This is a genomic window from Paraburkholderia sp. J11-2 (genome assembly GCF_905220185.1).
Taxonomy (GTDB): Bacteria; Pseudomonadota; Gammaproteobacteria; order Burkholderiales; family Burkholderiaceae; genus Paraburkholderia.
The window spans coordinates 123,489-139,945 of record NZ_CAJMYY010000019.1 but is presented as its reverse complement, the minus strand read 5'-3'; the positions used below and the strand labels follow the sequence as shown (position 1 = coordinate 139,945).

Genomic DNA, 16,457 nt, shown 5'->3' with positions numbered 1-16,457 from the left:
CCCGATTGGCGACTACTCTGTGCATATGCACATCTATCAGTCACCCGAGCACGACGATTGCTTTGCCGTACGCCAGGCCGCGCGGCATCTGTCGCAGCTTTACGAGCGCCACCTGAGCGCGGCGGGGCTCACGCCCACGCAGTTCAGCATACTCGGCGCGCTCGGCCGTGCGTCGAGCCTCACGATGGCGGAACTCGGCCGGTCGATGGTGATGGAGCGCACCACGCTCGTGCGGGCCTTGCGGCCGCTCTTGCGCGGCGCGCTCGTGGCCGACGCGCCGGACCTGGGCGAGCGCCGCCGCCGGCTCGCGCTCACCCAGGCGGGCCGTTCGCGGCTCGACGCGGCGCATGAACACTGGCGCGCCGCGCAGGACGAATTCGAGCGCCGCTTTGGCGCGCAACGCGCCGCGTGGCTGCGGCGCGAGCTGTTTCGCATCACACGGGCTGTCTAACGTTGCAATGGATTTGCGGGTTGCGTCGCGTTGCTTCATACGGCGGCGTTTTTTTATCTTTAGTAGTGTATATGCACAGGTAAACGTCATGTCGAGTCCTTCCACTCCCGTTGCGGTCGAGCCGGCGCAGGCGAGCGAGCGTGCGCGCATCTCGCGCATGCGTCTTGCGCTAGGCGCGGTCGCTCTCGTGCTGGCGGCTGCCGCCGGCTACTGGTTCTTCGTGCTGCGCTTTGTCGAGACCACCGACGACGCCTACGTGGGCGGCAACGTCACCGTGATGGCGCCGCGCGTGAGCGGCTTCGTCTCGGACATTCCCGTGCAGGACAACCAGCGCGTACACGCGGGCCAGGTCCTGCTGCGCCTCGACTCGCGCGACTATGACGCGAAGCTTGCCCAGGCCAACGCGGAGTTGGGTAGCGCGCGCGCCGCAGTCGACGAACTGCAGGCGAAGCGCACGTTGCAGGAAGCGGTGATCAACCAGCATCAGGCCGAAGTGCGCGCATCGAATGCGGAACTCACGCGCAGCGCTCAGGACCAGACGCGTTACCGCGAACTGGTGAAGGACGACGCGGTATCGAACCAGCTGGTCGAGCGTGCGGATTCCGACTACGCGAAGGCCCAGGCATCGGTTGCGCAAAGCGGCGCGGCGGTGCTGGCGGCGCAACGCCAGCTCGACGTGCTGGCCGCGCAGATCAACGACGCACAAGCGCGGGTCGCGACCGCCGAGGCCAACCAGCGCCTCGCACAACTGAACGTCGAATACACGACGCTGACCGCGCCGGTGGACGGCTACATCGGCAACCGTACGGCGCGCGTGGGCACGCTGGCCAACGTGGGTGCGCCGCTGCTCACCGTGGTGCCTGCCACGGGTCTGTGGGTGGACGCGAACTTCAAGGAAGATCAGTTGAAGAAGATGCACGCGGGCGATCGTGCCGACGTGACGCTCGACGCAGCCAGCGGCACGTTGCACGGCACCGTGGAAAGCCTCGCTCCTGCCACTGGCGCGACCTTCAGCGTGCTGCCGCCCGAGAACGCCACGGGCAACTTCACGAAGATCGTGCAGCGCGTGCCGGTGCGCATCCGCATTGACGCCGATACGTCCGCGGGCCTGGAAGGCGCGCTGCGGCCCGGTCTTTCGGCGACCGTGAAGGTGCATCTGTCCGAAGCGCACTGAAGAGGTCACTGCGATGAACGCCACTACCAGCGCCGACCCGACGCTCGCTCCCCATCTCCAGCCGATGGCGCAACGCGCCTTCGCCTTCGCGCTGATGTGCATCGGCTTCTTCATGGCCACGCTCGACATCCAGATCGTCGCTTCGTCGCTGCGCGACATCGGCGGCGGTCTTTCCGCGAGTCAGGACGAGCTTTCGTGGGTGCAAACGGCTTATCTGATTGCCGAGATCATGGTGATCCCCATGTCGGGCTGGCTCTCGAAGGTGTTCTCCACGCGCTGGCTCTTCGTGGCCTCCGCGGTGGGCTTCACGATCACGAGCATGCTGTGCGGCCTTGCCTGGGACATCAACTCGATGATCGTGTTTCGCGGCCTGCAAGGCGCACTCGGCGCGGCGATGATCCCCACCGTGTTCACCACGGCCTTCGTACTCTTTCCTGGCAAGCAGCGTCTCGTTGCCTCCACAACCATTGGCGCGCTCGCTTCGCTCGCGCCCACGCTCGGCCCCGTGATTGGCGGCTGGATCACCGATCAATGGTCATGGCATTGGCTCTTCTATCTGAACCTCGTGCCGGGCATTGCGGTGGCGGCGCTGGTGCCCAAGTACGTGAACATCGACAAGCCCGATCTTTCGCTTCTCAAGCGCGGCGATTATCTCGGCATCGCGCTCATGTGCGGCTTTCTCGGCTGCCTCGAATACGTGCTCGAAGAGGGCCCGCGCAAGAACTGGTTCGGCGACGACGTGATCGTGGCCTGTACGTGGATCTCGGCGATCTGCGGCTTTCTCTTCATCGTGCATGCGCTCACGGCGAAGGACCCGATCGTCGATCTGCGCGCGCTGCTCGTGCGCAACTTCGGCATTGGCAGCCTGCTTTCGTTTGTCACGGGCATCGGCATTTTCGTGGCGGTCTATCTCACGCCGCTCTTTCTTGCGGAAGTGCGCGGCTACAGCTCGCTGCAAATCGGCTTGTCGCTGCTTTCGGTGGGGGTGTTCCAGTTGCTCGCACTTGGCGTTTATGCCTTCGCTACGCGTTTTTTCAGCATGCGCGCGCTGATGCTGTTCGGGCTGATCTGCTTCGGGCTTGGCTGCTACCTGTATGTGCCGCTCACGCACGACTGGGGCTGGCAGCAGTTCCTCCTGCCGCAGGCGCTGCGCGGCATTGGCCAGCAGTTCGCCATTCCGCCCATCGTCACGATGTCGCTCGGCTCACTGCCGCCTTCGCGGCTCAAGTCGGCGAGCGGTCTCTTCAATCTCATGCGCAATCTGGGCGGCGCAATCGGCATTGCCGTTAGCGCGACGATGCTCAACGACCGGCTCAACTTCCACTATCTACGCCTGAACGAGAGCGTGAGTGGCGGCGTGCCGCAGGTGCAGTTGCTGCTGGCGGGCCGCGCCGTGTACTGGCAGTCCGTGGCGGGCAATGCGATCGATGCCGCAGAAGCCGGGCTCGCACAGCTGCACGCGCTGATTCTGCGCGAGGCGCTCGTGATGACGTTCTCCGATACGTTCTTCGTGCTCTCGCTTTGCTTCCTGGTCGCCATTGCGAGCGTGGCGTTCTCCAAGCCGATTTCGCTGGGCGCGCCGCCGCCCGACGCCCATTGAGGTGCTTCATGCCAACCCCGACCACTCCTGAACGCTCATCGAAGCCCATGCGCCTCGTGCTCTCCCTGCTTTCTGCCGCCGTGCTCGCCGCGTGCGCGGTGCAGCCCGCGCAGCATCCCGACCTGAGCGCCACGGTGCACGAAACGGCGCCCACGGCATGGCGTATCGACGCGCCGCACGACGCCATCGAGGCACGCGCCTGGTGGGCGCAGTTCGGCGATCCGACGCTCGACACGCTGCTCGCCACGGTGCTCGAAGGCAACCTCGATTTGCAGGCCGCCGCCGAGCGCGTGAAGCAGGCGCAAGCGGTCACCACGCAAAAGCATGCGGCGCTGCTCCCGCAACTCGACTTCACCGCGCACGGCGCCTATGAGCGGCAGAACACGCCGCCGCCGCTTGGCTACGTGAAGCAGGCGGGCGCGGGGCTCGCGCTGAGCTGGTCGCCCGACGTATTCGGCGGCGAGCGGCTCGATCTGCTCGCGGCGCAAGCGAACCTCGTGGGCCAGAAGCACGCGCTCGATGCCGTGCGTCTCGCGCTGGCGGCGAATACGGCTTCGGCGTATGTCGATCTGCGCTACGCACAGGCCGAGTTGAAGATCCTTCAGGACAACCTGGAGATTCGCAAGCGCACCTTGCTGCTCACGCAGGACCGGTTGAAATACGGCCTCTCCACGCAACTCGACGTCGCGCGTGCGCAAACGCAGCTAAGCGAACTGCAGGCACGTATCCCGCGCGCGCAGGCCAGCATCGACCATCAGTTGAACCTGATCGCGGTGTACACGGGGCGCACGCCGGAGTCGGTGGCGCAACTCGCGCTCGCGCAAACCGCGCCCATTCCTGGCGTGCCCACGAGCGTGCCGCAGATGCTGCCTTCCGAAGCCCTGCTGCGCCGCCCCGACGTGCAGGCCGCTTACGCTACCGTGCAGCAGCGCGCGGCGGAAGTGGGCGTGGCACGCGCCGAGCGCTATCCGAAGTTCACACTCAATCTCACGGACGGCATTCTCGCGGCGTCCTACCTCGGCATGCCCACGCTCACCGACAACCTCTTTAGCGCGGCGATCGGCGCGACGAGCCCGATCTTCAACGCGGGGCGCATTACGGCCGACATCGATCAGAGCGAGAGCCGCATGCGCGAGTCGCAGCTGAATCTGCAACAGACCATGCTGGAGGCTTTGCGCGAAGTGGAAGACAGCCGCAGCGATCTTGTGAGCACGGCCAGCCAGACGCAGCAGTTGAACGACGCGCTGGCTTCGTCGGCGCAGTCGCTCAAGCTTGCCAACCAGCTTTACAAGGGCGGTGCGACTGACTTTCTCGACGTGCTGAACGCGCAGCAAACCTTGCTCGCCGATCAGGACCTGCTCAACGACGCGCAGCGCGAGCGCGCGCAAGCGGCGGTGGCGCTGTACCGGTCGCTCGGCGGCGGATGGAGCCAGAGCGGCGACGTCGTGCTCGCGCAGGAAACGCCCGCGCACGGCGGCTGAAGGTCACGGACAACGTCGTGACCGCGACCTCAAGCGCCGGAAGCCGCCTCGCGCGCAAGCGAGCGCCACTGCGCGGGCGTCATGCCCACGTGGCGCTTGAAGCCGCGCTGGAACGCGGCGTCCGACTGGTAGCCCACGAATTCGCCGATCTCCGCCACGCTCTCGTTGCCTTGCGCGAGCATGCGGCCCGCGAGCGTCATGCGGATATCGGTGAGCACGTCGGCGGCCGAGCGGCCGATGGCCTCGTCGAAGTGCCGCGCAAACGTCGCGCGCGACATGTGGCAAAGCTCGGCCAGCTCGGGCAGCGTCCAGGGCTTGCCGGGCGTTTCGAACATGGCGTCGATGGCCGGTTGCAGACGCGGGCGCTGCGCGAGCGCGAGCAGGCCGCGCGGCGGGGCGTCGCCGGCGCTGGCATAGCGCAGCGTGAGCCCGAAGAGCGCGCCCGACAGATGGTTCACGAGCGACTCGCTGCCAGGCGCCGCCTCATAGGCTTCGTCGCGCAACAGCGCGATCAGGCGCACGAGACGTTCGGGCGGCTGCGCGCCATCGCGCGCGCTATGCACGACGAGGCGCGCAGGCAGATTCTCGCGCAGCAGGCGCTGCGGCACGGCCGGCAGCAGGAAGCGGCCGCACAGCACGTCGGCGGCGGCGCCTTCGCCTGCATTCGTTTCGACGGTCACGCCGTTTTCCGTGCGCGTGGCGACGGCGGCGGGCGCCGCGCCGCTGCCATCGTGCAGCACGTGCGCGCTGCCCGACGGAAACAGCACGATGTCGCCGGCATGCAGCGCGACGGGCGCGCCGTGCGCATCCTCCACGATGGCGCGTCCGGCAATCAGCACGTGATAGCGGATCTCGCGCTCCTTCGCCCCTGGCTCATCGATGCGCCAGGGCGCGCCGAAATGGCAGCGCACGTCGAGGCGGCCGGCAACGGGCATCAGCGCGAGAAGGCGGCTCAGCAGATCCATGGTGGGCGAGTGAGACGAATGAGCATGAAGTCGCGCCATTCTGGCATTAAAAGCGCGATGGTGCGCGCATACACTGCATCCATGCCATCGACGATGGCAACGCGACACAGACACCCGTTCGCGACCATGCAACGTTAAAGGAGCAAAACATGTCCCGTCTTTCCGCCGTCAAGCCTGAAGCCGCTACCGGCGCCGCCGCCGAAATCTTTGCGAAGATCCGCAAGGCCGTGGGCAAGGTGCCCAACGCGTACGCCACGATCGGCACACATAGCCCCGAAGCGCTGGGCGCGCTGCTCAACGTCGAAGCCGTGATCGCCGCTGGCACACTGTCCAAGCCCGACGTCGAAGCGATCAAGCTCGCGGTGAGCGAAGTGGCGGGCTGTGATTACTGTCTTGCGGCGCACACGCTGGCGGGCAAATTCGCAGGCCTCGCGCCGGATACGATGAAGGCGGTGCGCGCAGGAGACGCGACCGGCGATGCAAAGCGCGACGCGCTCGTGCACTTCGTTCGCCTGCTGGTGACCACGCACGGCACGGTGCCCGAAGCGGAAGTGAGCGCCATTCGCGAAGCCGGTTATACCGAGCGCCAGATCGTGGAAATTGCGCTCGCCGTGACGTCGATTACGTTCACGAACCTCGTGAACCGCATCAACGATACGACGCTGGATTTTCCGGCCGCGCCGTAATGTAACGGCAACAGTTTTACCCACCCCGCGTGCGCTGGACACGACATCAATCGTGCCAGCGCACGCGAGCGCATGTTCGACAAAATCGTTTGAAAGTGTGCATATGCATACTTAGAATGTAAGTGGAACGGCGTACATCAAAGGAGAGTTGTCCATGAGCAAGCTGAATTCGCGCGAGATCGTTTTGTGCCAGCCGGTGCGTACGGCAATTGGCGGTTTCAACGGTGCGTTCAAGGGCGTTCCCGCCACGGAGCTAGGCGCGGCGGCCGTGCGCGAAACGCTCGCGCGCGCGAAGCTCGATCCCGCGCGGCTCGGCTCCGTGGTGCTCGGCAACGTGATCCAGGCGGGCAACAAGATGAATCCTGCCCGTCAGGCCGAGCTTGGCGGCGGCGTGCCGGTTCAGGTGCCCGCGCTCACGGTCAACCGCGTGTGCGGCTCAGGCGCGCAAGCCATTGCGAGCGCCGCGCAGGAGGTGATGCTGGGTCTTGCCGATGTTGCGCTCGCGGGCGGCATGGAGAACATGGACCGCGCGCCGTATCTGCTGGACGGCGGCCGCTGGGGCTATCGCATGGGCAACGCCGAGATTCACGACAGCATGCTGCGCGATGGTCTCGTCGATGCATTTTCGGGCCAGCATTCGGGCTGGCATACGGAAGACCTGGTGACGCAGTCCGCGCTCACGCGTGCCGAGCAGGACAAGTGGGCCGTGCGTTCGCAACAGCGCTTTGCTGCCGCACAAGCGGCGGGGCGCTTCAAGGAAGAAATCGCCGCGGTGGAAGTGAAGGGCAAGAAGGGCATGGAGCGCATCGATACCGACGAAGCGCCGCGCCCCGACACGACGCTCGAAGCGCTTGCAAAGCTGCGCCCCGCGTTTCGCCCGGACGGCACGATCACGGCGGGCAACGCACCGGGCCTGAACAGCGCGGCGAGCGCGATGCTCGTGGCCGAGCGCGGCTTCGCTGAAAGCGAGGGACTTTCGCCGATGGTGAAGCTCGTGGCGTGGGGCGTGGCGGCGGTGGAGCCGGGCATGTTCGGCCTTGGCCCCGTGCCCGCCGTGCAACTCGCGTTGGCACGCGCAGGCTGGTCGCTTGCCGATGTCGATCGCTTCGAGATCAACGAGGCATTCGCGGCGGTGCCGCTTGCGGTCATGAAGCAACTTGGCATTCCCGAGGACATCGTGAACGTGGAAGGCGGTGCGATCGCGCATGGCCACCCGATCGGCGCGACGGGCGCGATTCTCACCACGCGTCTCGCATGGTCGATGCAGCGCGACGGGCTGCGTCGCGGCGTCGTGACGCTTTGCATCGGTGGCGGCCAGGGTATCGCGCTCGCGCTTGAGAAAGTATGATGGCCGGGCCACGTGAGGCGAACTGGACTGGGATACAGGCGGGGAACACGATGACGAAGCGGATCACACGCGAGGAATGCAACTGTTTTGCGCTGCGGCAGGCGGCACGTTTCGTCACGCAGCTTTATGAGCGGCACCTCTCGCAGGCGGACGTCACGGCCGCGCAGTTCACCATCCTCTCGCGCCTCGCGGGACGGCCCGACGCCACGGCCGCCGAACTCTCCGACGACCTCGTGATGGACCGCACGACGCTCGTGCGCGCGTTAAAGCCGTTGCAGCGCGACGGCCTCGTGCTCACGGCGGCGGCCGAGCACGACACGCGCACGCTGGTCTACCGTCTATCGGCTGCGGGCTTGCGCCGCTACGACAAGGCGCACGCGTTATGGCTCGAAGCGCAGGCCGAGTTCGAGCAGTACATGAAGCGCGACCGCGCGAAAGCGTTGCGCTCCGAACTGTTCGCACTCACGAAAGCGGCAGCGGGCTGACACTCCACTTACGCAAGCACGCGTTTCGTAAGCCCTTCAGGCAAGGCGGCCACGCCAGCGATCAGATCTGGCGCGAAAATGGCATCATGAGCATCCCAGGAGTCTGACGCTTTGCCGCCGGGTTCTCATGAGACGATATCGACCGCCGCCGCCCAACTTTCTGCGTGACCACGCGCACCCAGCCTGGCGCGATATTGCGTTGACGACGCTGCCCGTGGCCCTGTTCTGCGCGGTGGTCGTCGGTCTTGTCCTCTGGCTCGTCGACCCCGCGCCGCCGCGCACGATCACGATCAGCGCGGGCCCTGCCGACAGTTCCTTCATGCAGATGGCGCAAGCCTATCGCGCGATCCTCGCGCGCAACGGCGTGAAGCTCAAGATCCTCGAATCGGACGGCTCGGTGCAGAACCTGCAGCGCCTGCTCGATCCGAAGCAACGCGTGGACCTCGCCTTCGTGCAGGGCGGCGTGGCCGACGGTGTGGACACACGCTCGCTCATGTCGCTTGGCAGCGTGGCATATCTGCCTATCATCGTGTTCTATCGCGGCTCGGGTCTCACGCGCCTCGCCGACCTCAACGGCATGCGCATCGCCATTGGCCGCGTGGGTAGCGGCACGCGCGAGCTTGCGCTCAAGCTGCTCTCCGCGAATGGCATCGACCCGGGCGGCGACTCCACCTTCCTGCCGCTCGACGGCATGGACGCGGCCACGGCGCTCGTCTCAGGCCGCGTCGAAGCCGCCATGCTGAGCGGCGACTCGACCACGCGCGCGCTCATGTTGCGCCTGCTCGACATTCCCGGCATCTCGGTCATGAGCTTTGGCGAAGCGGCTGCCTACACGCGGCTCTTTCCGTACCTGGAGGACGTCGACCTGCCGCCTGGCGTGCTCGATTTGCGCCGGCGCCAGCCACGCGAAACCGTGCATCTGATCGGCCCGACCGTCGAACTCGTCGCGCGCGACACGCTGCATCCCGCGCTCTCCGATCTGCTTATCGAAGCGGCGGGCGAGGTGAACGGCGCGCCTGGACTGCTGCAGAGAGAAGGCCAGTTTCCGAACCCGGCGGTGCACGACTTCCGCGTGAGCGAGGACGCCACGCGCTATTACAAGTCGGGCAAGAGCTTTCTCTATCGCGCGCTGCCGTTCTGGCTTGCGAGCGTGACGGACCGCTTGCTCGTGCTGCTGTTGCCGCTGGCCGTGCTCGTGATTCCCGCATTGCGCACGATACCGGCGCTGTATCGCTGGCGCGTGCGATCGCGCATCTATCGCTATTACGGCGCGCTCATCGCCATCGAGCGCGACGCGCTCAAGCATACGAACGAAGAAGAGCGTCGCGCGCTGGTCGAGGAACTCGATGAGATCGAACGTTCGCTCAACACGCTGCGCATGCCGCTTGCGTACGCTGACGCGTTCTACGTGCTGCGCGAACACGTGGGCTTCGTGCGTATGCATTTGAGTGCAAACGAGTCGCAGTCGCACTCGAACGCGGTCTAATTGGCATTCGCGATATCGTTGCTGTCAACGCTGCTTTCGCTCGTATTGATGCACGTCGCGTAACCATGGTGTTGAAACATATCTTCCATTGACACCCCGAGTCTCGCCCCTTTATTTTTGTGTAGCACGCCGTAGCGTTTTGGAGATTGTGCCGTTCGCGGCTAGTAGTGAGAGGTTTGCGAATATTCCATCGCTACGCATATCAGAACCACTGTTCGTAACCGGGAGGACTGTAACGTGAAAACATCCGGTGCAAGCCAGCGCCTTGCATGGCTCGTGTGTGCCACACTCGCGGGTGCGCCGCTTTTCGTGGGGCCGCTTGGGCCCACTGCCGCGCTTGCGCAGAACGCGGCGCATCTTTCCAACCAGCAGCTCGACTCACTCACCGCGCCTATCGCGCTCTATCCCGACGCGCTGCTCGCGCAGGTGCTCATGGCCGCCACGTTCCCGCAAGACGTGTCCGCCGCCGCCGCGTGGACGAAGTCCAACCCGAATCTCAAGGGCGACGACGCAGTGAAGGCCGTGGCCTCCGAGCCTTGGGACCCGAGCGTGCAGTCGCTCGTGGCGTTCCCGCAAGTGCTCGAAACCATGGCGTCGAAGCCCGACTGGGTTCAGCAAATCGGCAACGCGTTTCTCGCGCAGCCCAATGACGTGATGGACTCCGTGCAGCGCCTGCGCGTGCAGGCCCAGAAGGCGGGCAACCTCAAGTCCAACGAGCAGCAGAAGGTCGTGGTCCAGCCGGCTTCGGGCACCACGACCACGCAGACCATCGTGATCGAGCCTGCGAATCCGCAGGTGGTCTATGTGCCCACTTATAACCCCACGGTGGTCTATGGCGCGTGGCCGTATCCGGCCTATCCGCCCGTGTATATGCCGCCGCCTCCGGGGTATGCCATTGCCTCGGGTTTCGTGAGCGGGCTCGCGTTCGGTGCGGGCATCGCGGTCGCGAACTCGTTGTGGGGCGGCTTCAACTGGAACAACCATGACGTGAACATCAACGTCAATCGCTATAACAACATCAACGTCAATAACCGCATCAACTCGACCAGCGGTACGGCGAACTGGAATCGCAACACCAATGTCGAGCGTCGGCAGAACTACAACAACGCGAACCTGAACGGCCAGCGCAACCAGTACCGCGGCTATGACCAGTCGCGCCAGCAGGCCATGCAGACCTTGCAGAACCGCACCGGCGAAAACATGAGCGGCAATGCCCAACAGAGGTTGCAGGGCATCCAGGAAGGCGGCCGGCCGAATGCCGGCGGCGCTAACGGGCAGAACGGCAATCGTGGCAACGAACTGAACAACCGCGGGCAGAACGGTGGGCAAAACGCGAACCGTGGCAACGAACTCAACAACCGTGGGCAAAACGGCGGGCAAAACGCGAACCGTGGCAACGAGCTGAACAACCGCGGGCAGAACGGCGGGCAAAACTCGAACCGTGGCAACGACCTCAACAACCGTGCGCAGAACACGAATCGCGACAACGCGTTACGCGGCGCCGGCGACGGCGCCAATGCGCGCCTCGATCAGCAGCGCGGTCAGCAAAGCCGCACCGCGTTCCAGGGCGGCGGTGGTGGCGGTGGCTTCCATGCCGGTGGTGGCGGTGGCGGCGGCGGCTTCCATGGCGGTGGTGGTGGCGGCGGGTTCGGCGGTGGCGGGGGTGGCGGCGGACGTCACTTCGGCCGTCGATAACGTTGAATATCATGAGGAGTCTAGAAATGATCCGCATTTCCGCACGCCGCCTGCCGCACGACTACGCGCTCGCGCTCGGCACGGCACTCGCGCTTTTTGGCGCGCCCGCGTTGCTGCCGGCCCCGTTCGGCGGCGCCGCTTACGCACAAGCCGTCTTCGCCACGCCCGAAGCTGCCGCGAACGCGTTCACCGACGCACTCGCGACCAACGACCAGGGCGCCATGAAGCACGTGCTCGGCAGCGACTTCACCACGTTCATCCCCACGCAGAACATCGGTCAGGACGATATCGACGACTACCTTGGCGCCTGGGCGAAGGGCCATCGTGTCGTGCCCGACGCCACGCCGGTTGCGGGCAAGGCGAGCGCTCACGTCGAAGTGGGCGACAGTGGCTGGACGTTGCCTATCCCTCTCGTGCAGTCGGGCAAGGGCTGGCATTTCGACCCGCGTGAAGGCGCGAGCGAAATTCTCACGCGCCGCCTTGGCCGCAACGAGCGTGCAGCCATGCTCACCTCGCTCGCCTACGTCGACGCGCAGAACGACTATCGCAAGCTCACGCAGCACTACGCGCAGCGGCTCGTAAGCACGCCGGGCAAGCACGACGGTTTGTACTGGCCGGTCGAGCCGGGCGAGGCCGAAAGTCCGCTCGGACCACTCGCGGCAGCCATGCCGGGCAATGCGAAGATCACGCCGAAGGACGGATATCACGGCTATCACTTCCGCATTCTCACCGCGCAGGGGCCGCACGCCAGCGGTGGTGCGCGCAGCTACGTCGACAATGGCGATCTGAGCGGCGGTTTTGCGCTCGTGGCCTGGCCTGCGCAATACGGCAAAACGGGCGTGATGAGCTTCATCATCAACCAGGACGGCCAGCTCTATCAGAAGAATCTCGGGCCGAATGGCGCGCATACGGCGGAGGCGATCAAGGCGTTCGATCCCGACTCGTCCTGGCAGGCCACCAAACCCTGAGAGGCAATTCGCCGTCCGCCGGAAGGCATGATTACTGACGTCGTTCTCTGACAGACGCTTCACGCGAAATTCGGGCACAATCCAGCCACGGCGACGTGGCTGTCGCCCGAAGCGGGCTTTGGCCAACGGAAGCGGAGAGGTCGGGCATGCGGCTTGCTCGAACTTCCCCGCACTCTCATTCGTGTGGAGATAACCAAATGCAACGACGCAACTTCATGCTAACGGCGGCGGTGACCCTTGCCTCGGGCGGCCTCACGCTCGCAGGCTGTACCACGACGACGGATACGACCTCCACGGCGTCGCAGAACATGTCCAAGCGCCAGTCGATCGACGCGTCTGTGGATGGCACGCTCTCGCGGCTGTTTTCGACCGTGAAGGGCTCGCACGAGCTTCTTGCGAAATCGCGCGGCGTGCTGGTGTTCCCCGAAGTGCTGCAAGCCGGCTTCATCGTCGGCGCGCAGTATGGCGAGGGCGCGTTGCGTGTGGGTGGCGCGACCGTCGGCTACTACAGCACCGCGTCGGGCTCGTTCGGTCTGCAGGCCGGCGCGCAGTCGAAGGCGCTCATCTTCGCCTTCATGACGCAGGACGCGCTCGACAAATTCCGCGCGACGGATGGCTGGGCCGCGGGCGCCGACGCTTCGGTCGCGCTCGTGACCGTGGGCGCGAACGGCGTGATCGATACCAACACGGCCACGCATCCGGTGGAGGCCTTCGTGCTGACCAACGCGGGCCTGATGGCCGATGTCTCGCTGGCGGGCACCAAGGTCACGCGTCTGAATATCTGACGCCGCACGTTCCGGTAAAAAGCGCCGGATCATGTAAAAAGGGCAAGGCGTTAAGCCTTGCCCTTTGTCGTTTCCTGGCGGCTAGAACCGGCGCAGCCGCACGCCGCTTCAGCAACCCGTGTTCTTCACGCGCTCGACTTCGAGGCCGAACAAGGGGCGCAGCTTCGTGCCGAGCACATTGCCCGCGAACGCGCACACGAGCCACAGCCAGCCGTGCAGGCTGCCTGAGACGATGCCGCTGAAATACGCGCCGATATTGCAGCCGTACGCGAGGCGCGCGCCATAGCCGAGCAGCAGGCCGCCGATCACGGCCGCCATGAGGGAGCGCAGCGGGATGCGCCACACCGGCGCGTAGCGGCCCGCGAGCGACGCCGCGGCCATTGCGCCGAGCACGATGCCGATGTCCATGACGGTGGTCACATCGTGGCTCGCCGGGGCGGCGAGCGCGGCGGCGTTCGGGCCGGCCATCCAGTACTTCCAGCTCGCGACGTCGACGCCGAGCGCAGCGAAACCTTTAGCGCCCCACAGCGCGAACGCCGAGGTCACGCCCCAGGGCCTGCCCGAGAGCGCGAGCGTCGCGAAGTTGAGGATCGCGAGCGCGACAGCGCCGGCCAGCAGCGGCCACGGGCCATGCAGCCACGGCGAGGTGTGCGGCGCGCGCGGCTCGTTGACGAGGCGGCCGTGGCGGCGCTTCTCGACGACCACGGTGAGCGCGGCGATGAGCGCAAACACCACGAGGTTGAGCGCGATGGCGGGCGCGGCGCCGAGCGCGTTCACAAACGAGAACGGCTTCAATTGCGGCATCGACGTCCAGAACGGCATGTGCGCGGTGGCGACCACCGAACCCACGATAAAGGCGACGAGCGTGACGACCATGCGCGTGCTGCCGCCGCCCACGGTATAGAGCGTGCCCGAGGCGCAGCCGCCGCCCAGTTGCATGCCCACGCCGAACATGAACGCGCCGACGATGACCGATGTGCCCGCGGGCGAGACGAGGCCCGTGACCGAATGGCCGAAGAGCGTTCCTGCCGCGAGCGCCGGGAAAAACAGCAGCACGCCAATGGCGAGCATGACCATCTGCGCACGCAGACCGGCGCCGCGGCCGTCGGCGATGAACACGCGCCACGCGGAAGTGAAGCCGAACGCCGCGTGATAGAGCGTCATGCCGAGCAGCGCGCCGACTACGTAGAGCGCTGCCTGACGTGCGCTCACGGTCTGCGCGAGATACACCGCGCCGAGCGCGACGAGCAAGAGCGCGATGCCCAGCGGCTTGGGATTGATGGAGTCGAGTCGGCGCGGCGCGGGCGCGAGCGGCGTGGAGAGGTCGGACATGGGAGCAGGGCCGCGAGAAAAAGCGGCCAGGAAGAAAGCGGCCAGGAAAAACAATCGGTGAAAGCAAAACGATAGCACGATTCGCAACCTGGTCTGACAGAGCCCGCAGGCCGACTTCCCCTGGCCCGCGCGAAGCCGCGAGACATCGCCGCAAACCTTTGCCAGACGGGCTTTCCCACCCATTGGGACGAAGCCTCGCCAAAGCCCGCGTAGCCATGCAGGCATCATGGATTTCCCCTATCCAGCGCCGTGCATCGTCTGCCGTTAGGCGAGACGAGGTGCGAAGGCGCGTCGGGCCGCGCAGATTCGCATCGGCTGGAAGATAAAAAAACGCCACGGAGACCTCATGCTGGGAAATATCACCATTCGCCGCGGGCTCACGCTCGTTATCGGTATCTTCGTCGCGTTTCTGCTGACGGTGATCGGCGTGTCGTATGGCGCGCTCAAGATCACCAACGACAGCCTGCATGACGCCCAGCGCGGCGCGCAGGCGCTCGACGCGCTCAAGACCAGTTCCGAGCGCCTGCTCCAGGTGCGCCTTGCGCTCGGTGGCTACGAGACGCTCTTCAGCGTCGGCAAGGCCACGGACGGCTTGCTCGACAAGGCGCACCAGGTGCTCGTGAATTCGAACAAGGAGTTCGCGCTCTACAGCGCCGGCCCGTTCGACGACCCCGAAGAGGCGCGCCTCGCCCAGGCCGTGAGCCGCGCGCGCGAGGCGCTTGTTTCGCAGGCGCTCGAGCCCGAGTACAAGTCGCTCGTCGACAACGACTTCAACACCTTCCGCACGATCCAGGGCGAAACCGCCGACCGTTATTACGGCGACTACGCGAAGGCCATCGAGGCGCTCGAAGACTGGCAGACCGCGCGTCAGCAGCGGGATGCCGACACCGCCGCGCAGCGCTTTCGCATGTCGCTCATCGTGTTTGGGCTGATCGGCGTGGTCGGCGTGGCGATTGGCGTGATTGCGCGCGTGGGGCTCGCCGCCGCCGTGGTCAAGCCGGTGAACCATGCGATTCGCCACTTCGAGCGCATCGCCGCGGGCGATCTCACGGTGGATGTGCGGGTGCGCTCGAAGAACGAAATGGGCCAGTTGCTGAGCGCGCTGCAGACCATGCGCAACGGGCTCGTGGGCACGGTCTCGCGCGTGCGCGCCAGCACGCACGAAATCACGCAGGGCGCGAAGCAGATCGCGTCTGGCAACGTCGATCTCTCGGACCGCACGGCGCAGCAGGCGGCGGCGCTCGAAGAAACGGCGGCGAGCATCGAGGAGCTTTCGGCCGCGGTGCGCCAGAACACGGATGGCGCGAAGGAAGCGAGCGGGCTCGCCCAGACCGCGCTCAAAACGGTCACGCGCGGCGCCGAGGTGGTGGCCCGCGTGAACGCGACGATGAGCGACATTACGGCTTCGTCGCAGAAGGTGGAGGAGATCACCGGCATCATCGAAGGCATCGCGTTCCAGACCAACATTCTCGCGCTCAACGCGGCGGTGGAGGCGGCGCGCGCGGGCGAGCAGGGGCGTGGCTTCGCGGTCGTGGCGAGCGAGGTGCGCAGCCTCGCGCAGCGCTCGGGCACGGCGGCCAAGGAGATCAAGGAACTGATCGCGGCCTCGGCGGCGACCGTTGGCGCGGGCGCGCGCCTCGTGGAAGACGCGCGCCGCACCATGGACGAGGCGCGCGATGCGGTGGCGCGCGTGAGCGGGATCATGGGCGAGATCGAGACCGCGACGCACGAGCAGAGCGACGGCATCGAGCAGGTGAACCGCGCAATTGCGCAGATCGACGAGGTCACGCAGCGCAACGCGGCGCTCGTGGAGGAAGCGGCGGCGGCTGCGCAGTCGCTCGAATCGCAGGCCGATTTGCTGCGGGCGGCCGTGGCGGTGTTCAATCTGGGCGGTGCGGGGCAGGCGCTCGCGCGACCGGCGCAGACTGCCGAGGCGGACACGCGCGCAGCGCGTGGCGGCGCGCCAGCACTCGCCTGAGCTTGGCATTAGGGGTTGTCCTT

General features: G+C 66.0%; 14 protein-coding genes. 12 read left to right on the top strand and 2 right to left on the bottom strand.

Annotated features, from left to right (window positions below; translation table 11 throughout):
* Positions 1 to 25: 25 nt before the first annotated feature.
* The 4 genes from U5A57_RS25640 to U5A57_RS25625 all read left to right on the top strand — a co-directional run bounded on the left by U5A57_RS25640 (position 26) and on the right by U5A57_RS25625 (position 4,706).
* On the top strand, positions 26 to 451 hold the full coding sequence (locus U5A57_RS25640; protein WP_158760715.1) for a MarR family winged helix-turn-helix transcriptional regulator: 426 nt from the start codon (positions 26 to 28) through the stop codon (positions 449 to 451).
* 88 nt (positions 452 to 539) lie between these two features.
* Entirely contained in the window at positions 540 to 1,625 is a 1,086-nt protein-coding gene (locus U5A57_RS25635) for an HlyD family secretion protein (protein ID WP_321914428.1), read from the top strand.
* Positions 1,626 to 1,689: 64 nt separating this feature from the next.
* On the top strand, positions 1,690 to 3,225 hold the full coding sequence (locus U5A57_RS25630) for a DHA2 family efflux MFS transporter permease subunit (protein WP_321914473.1): 1,536 nt from the start codon (positions 1,690 to 1,692) through the stop codon (positions 3,223 to 3,225).
* Positions 3,226 to 3,272: 47 nt separating this feature from the next.
* Positions 3,273 to 4,706 (top strand): efflux transporter outer membrane subunit, encoded by a 1,434-nt coding sequence (locus U5A57_RS25625; protein ID WP_415764706.1) that lies wholly within the window; start codon positions 3,273 to 3,275, stop codon positions 4,704 to 4,706.
* Between the two features lie 29 nt (positions 4,707 to 4,735).
* On the opposite strand, the gene U5A57_RS25620 is transcribed toward U5A57_RS25625, so the two are convergent.
* The gene (locus U5A57_RS25620; protein ID WP_321914425.1) at positions 4,736 to 5,671 is read right to left on the bottom strand and encodes an AraC family transcriptional regulator; all 936 of its coding nucleotides are present in this window, start codon (positions 5,669 to 5,671) and stop codon (positions 4,736 to 4,738) included.
* A 149-nt stretch (positions 5,672 to 5,820) separates the two neighbouring features.
* Here U5A57_RS25620 and U5A57_RS25615 point away from each other — a divergent pair, with 149 nt between their 5' ends.
* From U5A57_RS25615 to U5A57_RS25585, 7 genes are all read left to right on the top strand, one after another.
* A complete protein-coding gene (locus U5A57_RS25615; protein WP_321914424.1) occupies positions 5,821 to 6,357 on the top strand; it encodes a carboxymuconolactone decarboxylase family protein in 537 nt (178 codons plus the stop codon).
* Positions 6,358 to 6,511: 154 nt separating this feature from the next.
* On the top strand, positions 6,512 to 7,705 hold the full coding sequence (locus U5A57_RS25610; protein ID WP_415774660.1) for a thiolase family protein: 1,194 nt from the start codon (positions 6,512 to 6,514) through the stop codon (positions 7,703 to 7,705).
* 50 nt (positions 7,706 to 7,755) lie between these two features.
* Entirely contained in the window at positions 7,756 to 8,190 is a 435-nt protein-coding gene (locus tag U5A57_RS25605; protein WP_321914423.1) for a MarR family winged helix-turn-helix transcriptional regulator, read from the top strand.
* A gap of 127 nt (positions 8,191 to 8,317) precedes the next feature.
* Entirely contained in the window at positions 8,318 to 9,676 is a 1,359-nt protein-coding gene (locus U5A57_RS25600; protein ID WP_321914422.1) for a TAXI family TRAP transporter solute-binding subunit, read from the top strand.
* Between the two features lie 237 nt (positions 9,677 to 9,913).
* A complete protein-coding gene (locus U5A57_RS25595) occupies positions 9,914 to 11,371 on the top strand; it encodes a DUF3300 domain-containing protein (protein ID WP_321914421.1) in 1,458 nt (485 codons plus the stop codon).
* A 26-nt stretch (positions 11,372 to 11,397) separates the two neighbouring features.
* On the top strand, positions 11,398 to 12,339 hold the full coding sequence (locus tag U5A57_RS25590; protein WP_321914420.1) for a DUF2950 domain-containing protein: 942 nt from the start codon (positions 11,398 to 11,400) through the stop codon (positions 12,337 to 12,339).
* 197 nt (positions 12,340 to 12,536) lie between these two features.
* Positions 12,537 to 13,124: a YSC84-related protein gene (locus tag U5A57_RS25585; protein ID WP_321914419.1), complete on the top strand. Its 588-nt coding sequence runs from the start codon at positions 12,537 to 12,539 to the stop codon at positions 13,122 to 13,124.
* A 108-nt stretch (positions 13,125 to 13,232) separates the two neighbouring features.
* Here the strand turns inward: U5A57_RS25585 and U5A57_RS25580 are convergent, their stop codons facing one another.
* Positions 13,233 to 14,456, bottom strand: coding sequence for a YeeE/YedE family protein (locus tag U5A57_RS25580; RefSeq protein WP_321914418.1), 1,224 nt, complete (start codon positions 14,454 to 14,456; stop codon positions 13,233 to 13,235).
* A gap of 346 nt (positions 14,457 to 14,802) precedes the next feature.
* Here U5A57_RS25580 and U5A57_RS25575 point away from each other — a divergent pair, with 346 nt between their 5' ends.
* Entirely contained in the window at positions 14,803 to 16,434 is a 1,632-nt protein-coding gene (locus U5A57_RS25575) for a methyl-accepting chemotaxis protein (RefSeq protein ID WP_321914417.1), read from the top strand.
* Positions 16,435 to 16,457: the final 23 nt, after the last annotated feature.

Excerpts from the sequence above, each read along its gene's own strand:
- U5A57_RS25620 (WP_321914425.1), bottom strand. The coding sequence starts at position 5,671 with ATGGATCTGCTGAGCCGCCTTCTCGCGCTGATGCCCGTTGCCGGCCGC.
- U5A57_RS25610 (WP_415774660.1), top strand. The coding sequence starts at position 6,512 with ATGAGCAAGCTGAATTCGCGCGAGATCGTTTTGTGCCAGCCGGTGCGT.
- U5A57_RS25640 (WP_158760715.1), top strand. The coding sequence starts at position 26 with ATGCACATCTATCAGTCACCCGAGCACGACGATTGCTTTGCCGTACGC.
- U5A57_RS25590 (WP_321914420.1), top strand. The coding sequence starts at position 11,398 with ATGATCCGCATTTCCGCACGCCGCCTGCCGCACGACTACGCGCTCGCG.
- U5A57_RS25605 (WP_321914423.1), top strand. The coding sequence starts at position 7,756 with ATGACGAAGCGGATCACACGCGAGGAATGCAACTGTTTTGCGCTGCGG.
- U5A57_RS25615 (WP_321914424.1), top strand. The coding sequence starts at position 5,821 with ATGTCCCGTCTTTCCGCCGTCAAGCCTGAAGCCGCTACCGGCGCCGCC.
- U5A57_RS25625 (WP_415764706.1), top strand. The coding sequence starts at position 3,273 with ATGCGCCTCGTGCTCTCCCTGCTTTCTGCCGCCGTGCTCGCCGCGTGC.
- U5A57_RS25580 (WP_321914418.1), bottom strand. The coding sequence starts at position 14,456 with ATGTCCGACCTCTCCACGCCGCTCGCGCCCGCGCCGCGCCGACTCGAC.
- U5A57_RS25585 (WP_321914419.1), top strand. The coding sequence starts at position 12,537 with ATGCAACGACGCAACTTCATGCTAACGGCGGCGGTGACCCTTGCCTCG.
- U5A57_RS25630 (WP_321914473.1), top strand. The coding sequence starts at position 1,690 with ATGGCGCAACGCGCCTTCGCCTTCGCGCTGATGTGCATCGGCTTCTTC.
- U5A57_RS25575 (WP_321914417.1), top strand. The coding sequence starts at position 14,803 with ATGCTGGGAAATATCACCATTCGCCGCGGGCTCACGCTCGTTATCGGT.
- U5A57_RS25600 (WP_321914422.1), top strand. The coding sequence starts at position 8,318 with ATGAGACGATATCGACCGCCGCCGCCCAACTTTCTGCGTGACCACGCG.
- U5A57_RS25635 (WP_321914428.1), top strand. The coding sequence starts at position 540 with ATGTCGAGTCCTTCCACTCCCGTTGCGGTCGAGCCGGCGCAGGCGAGC.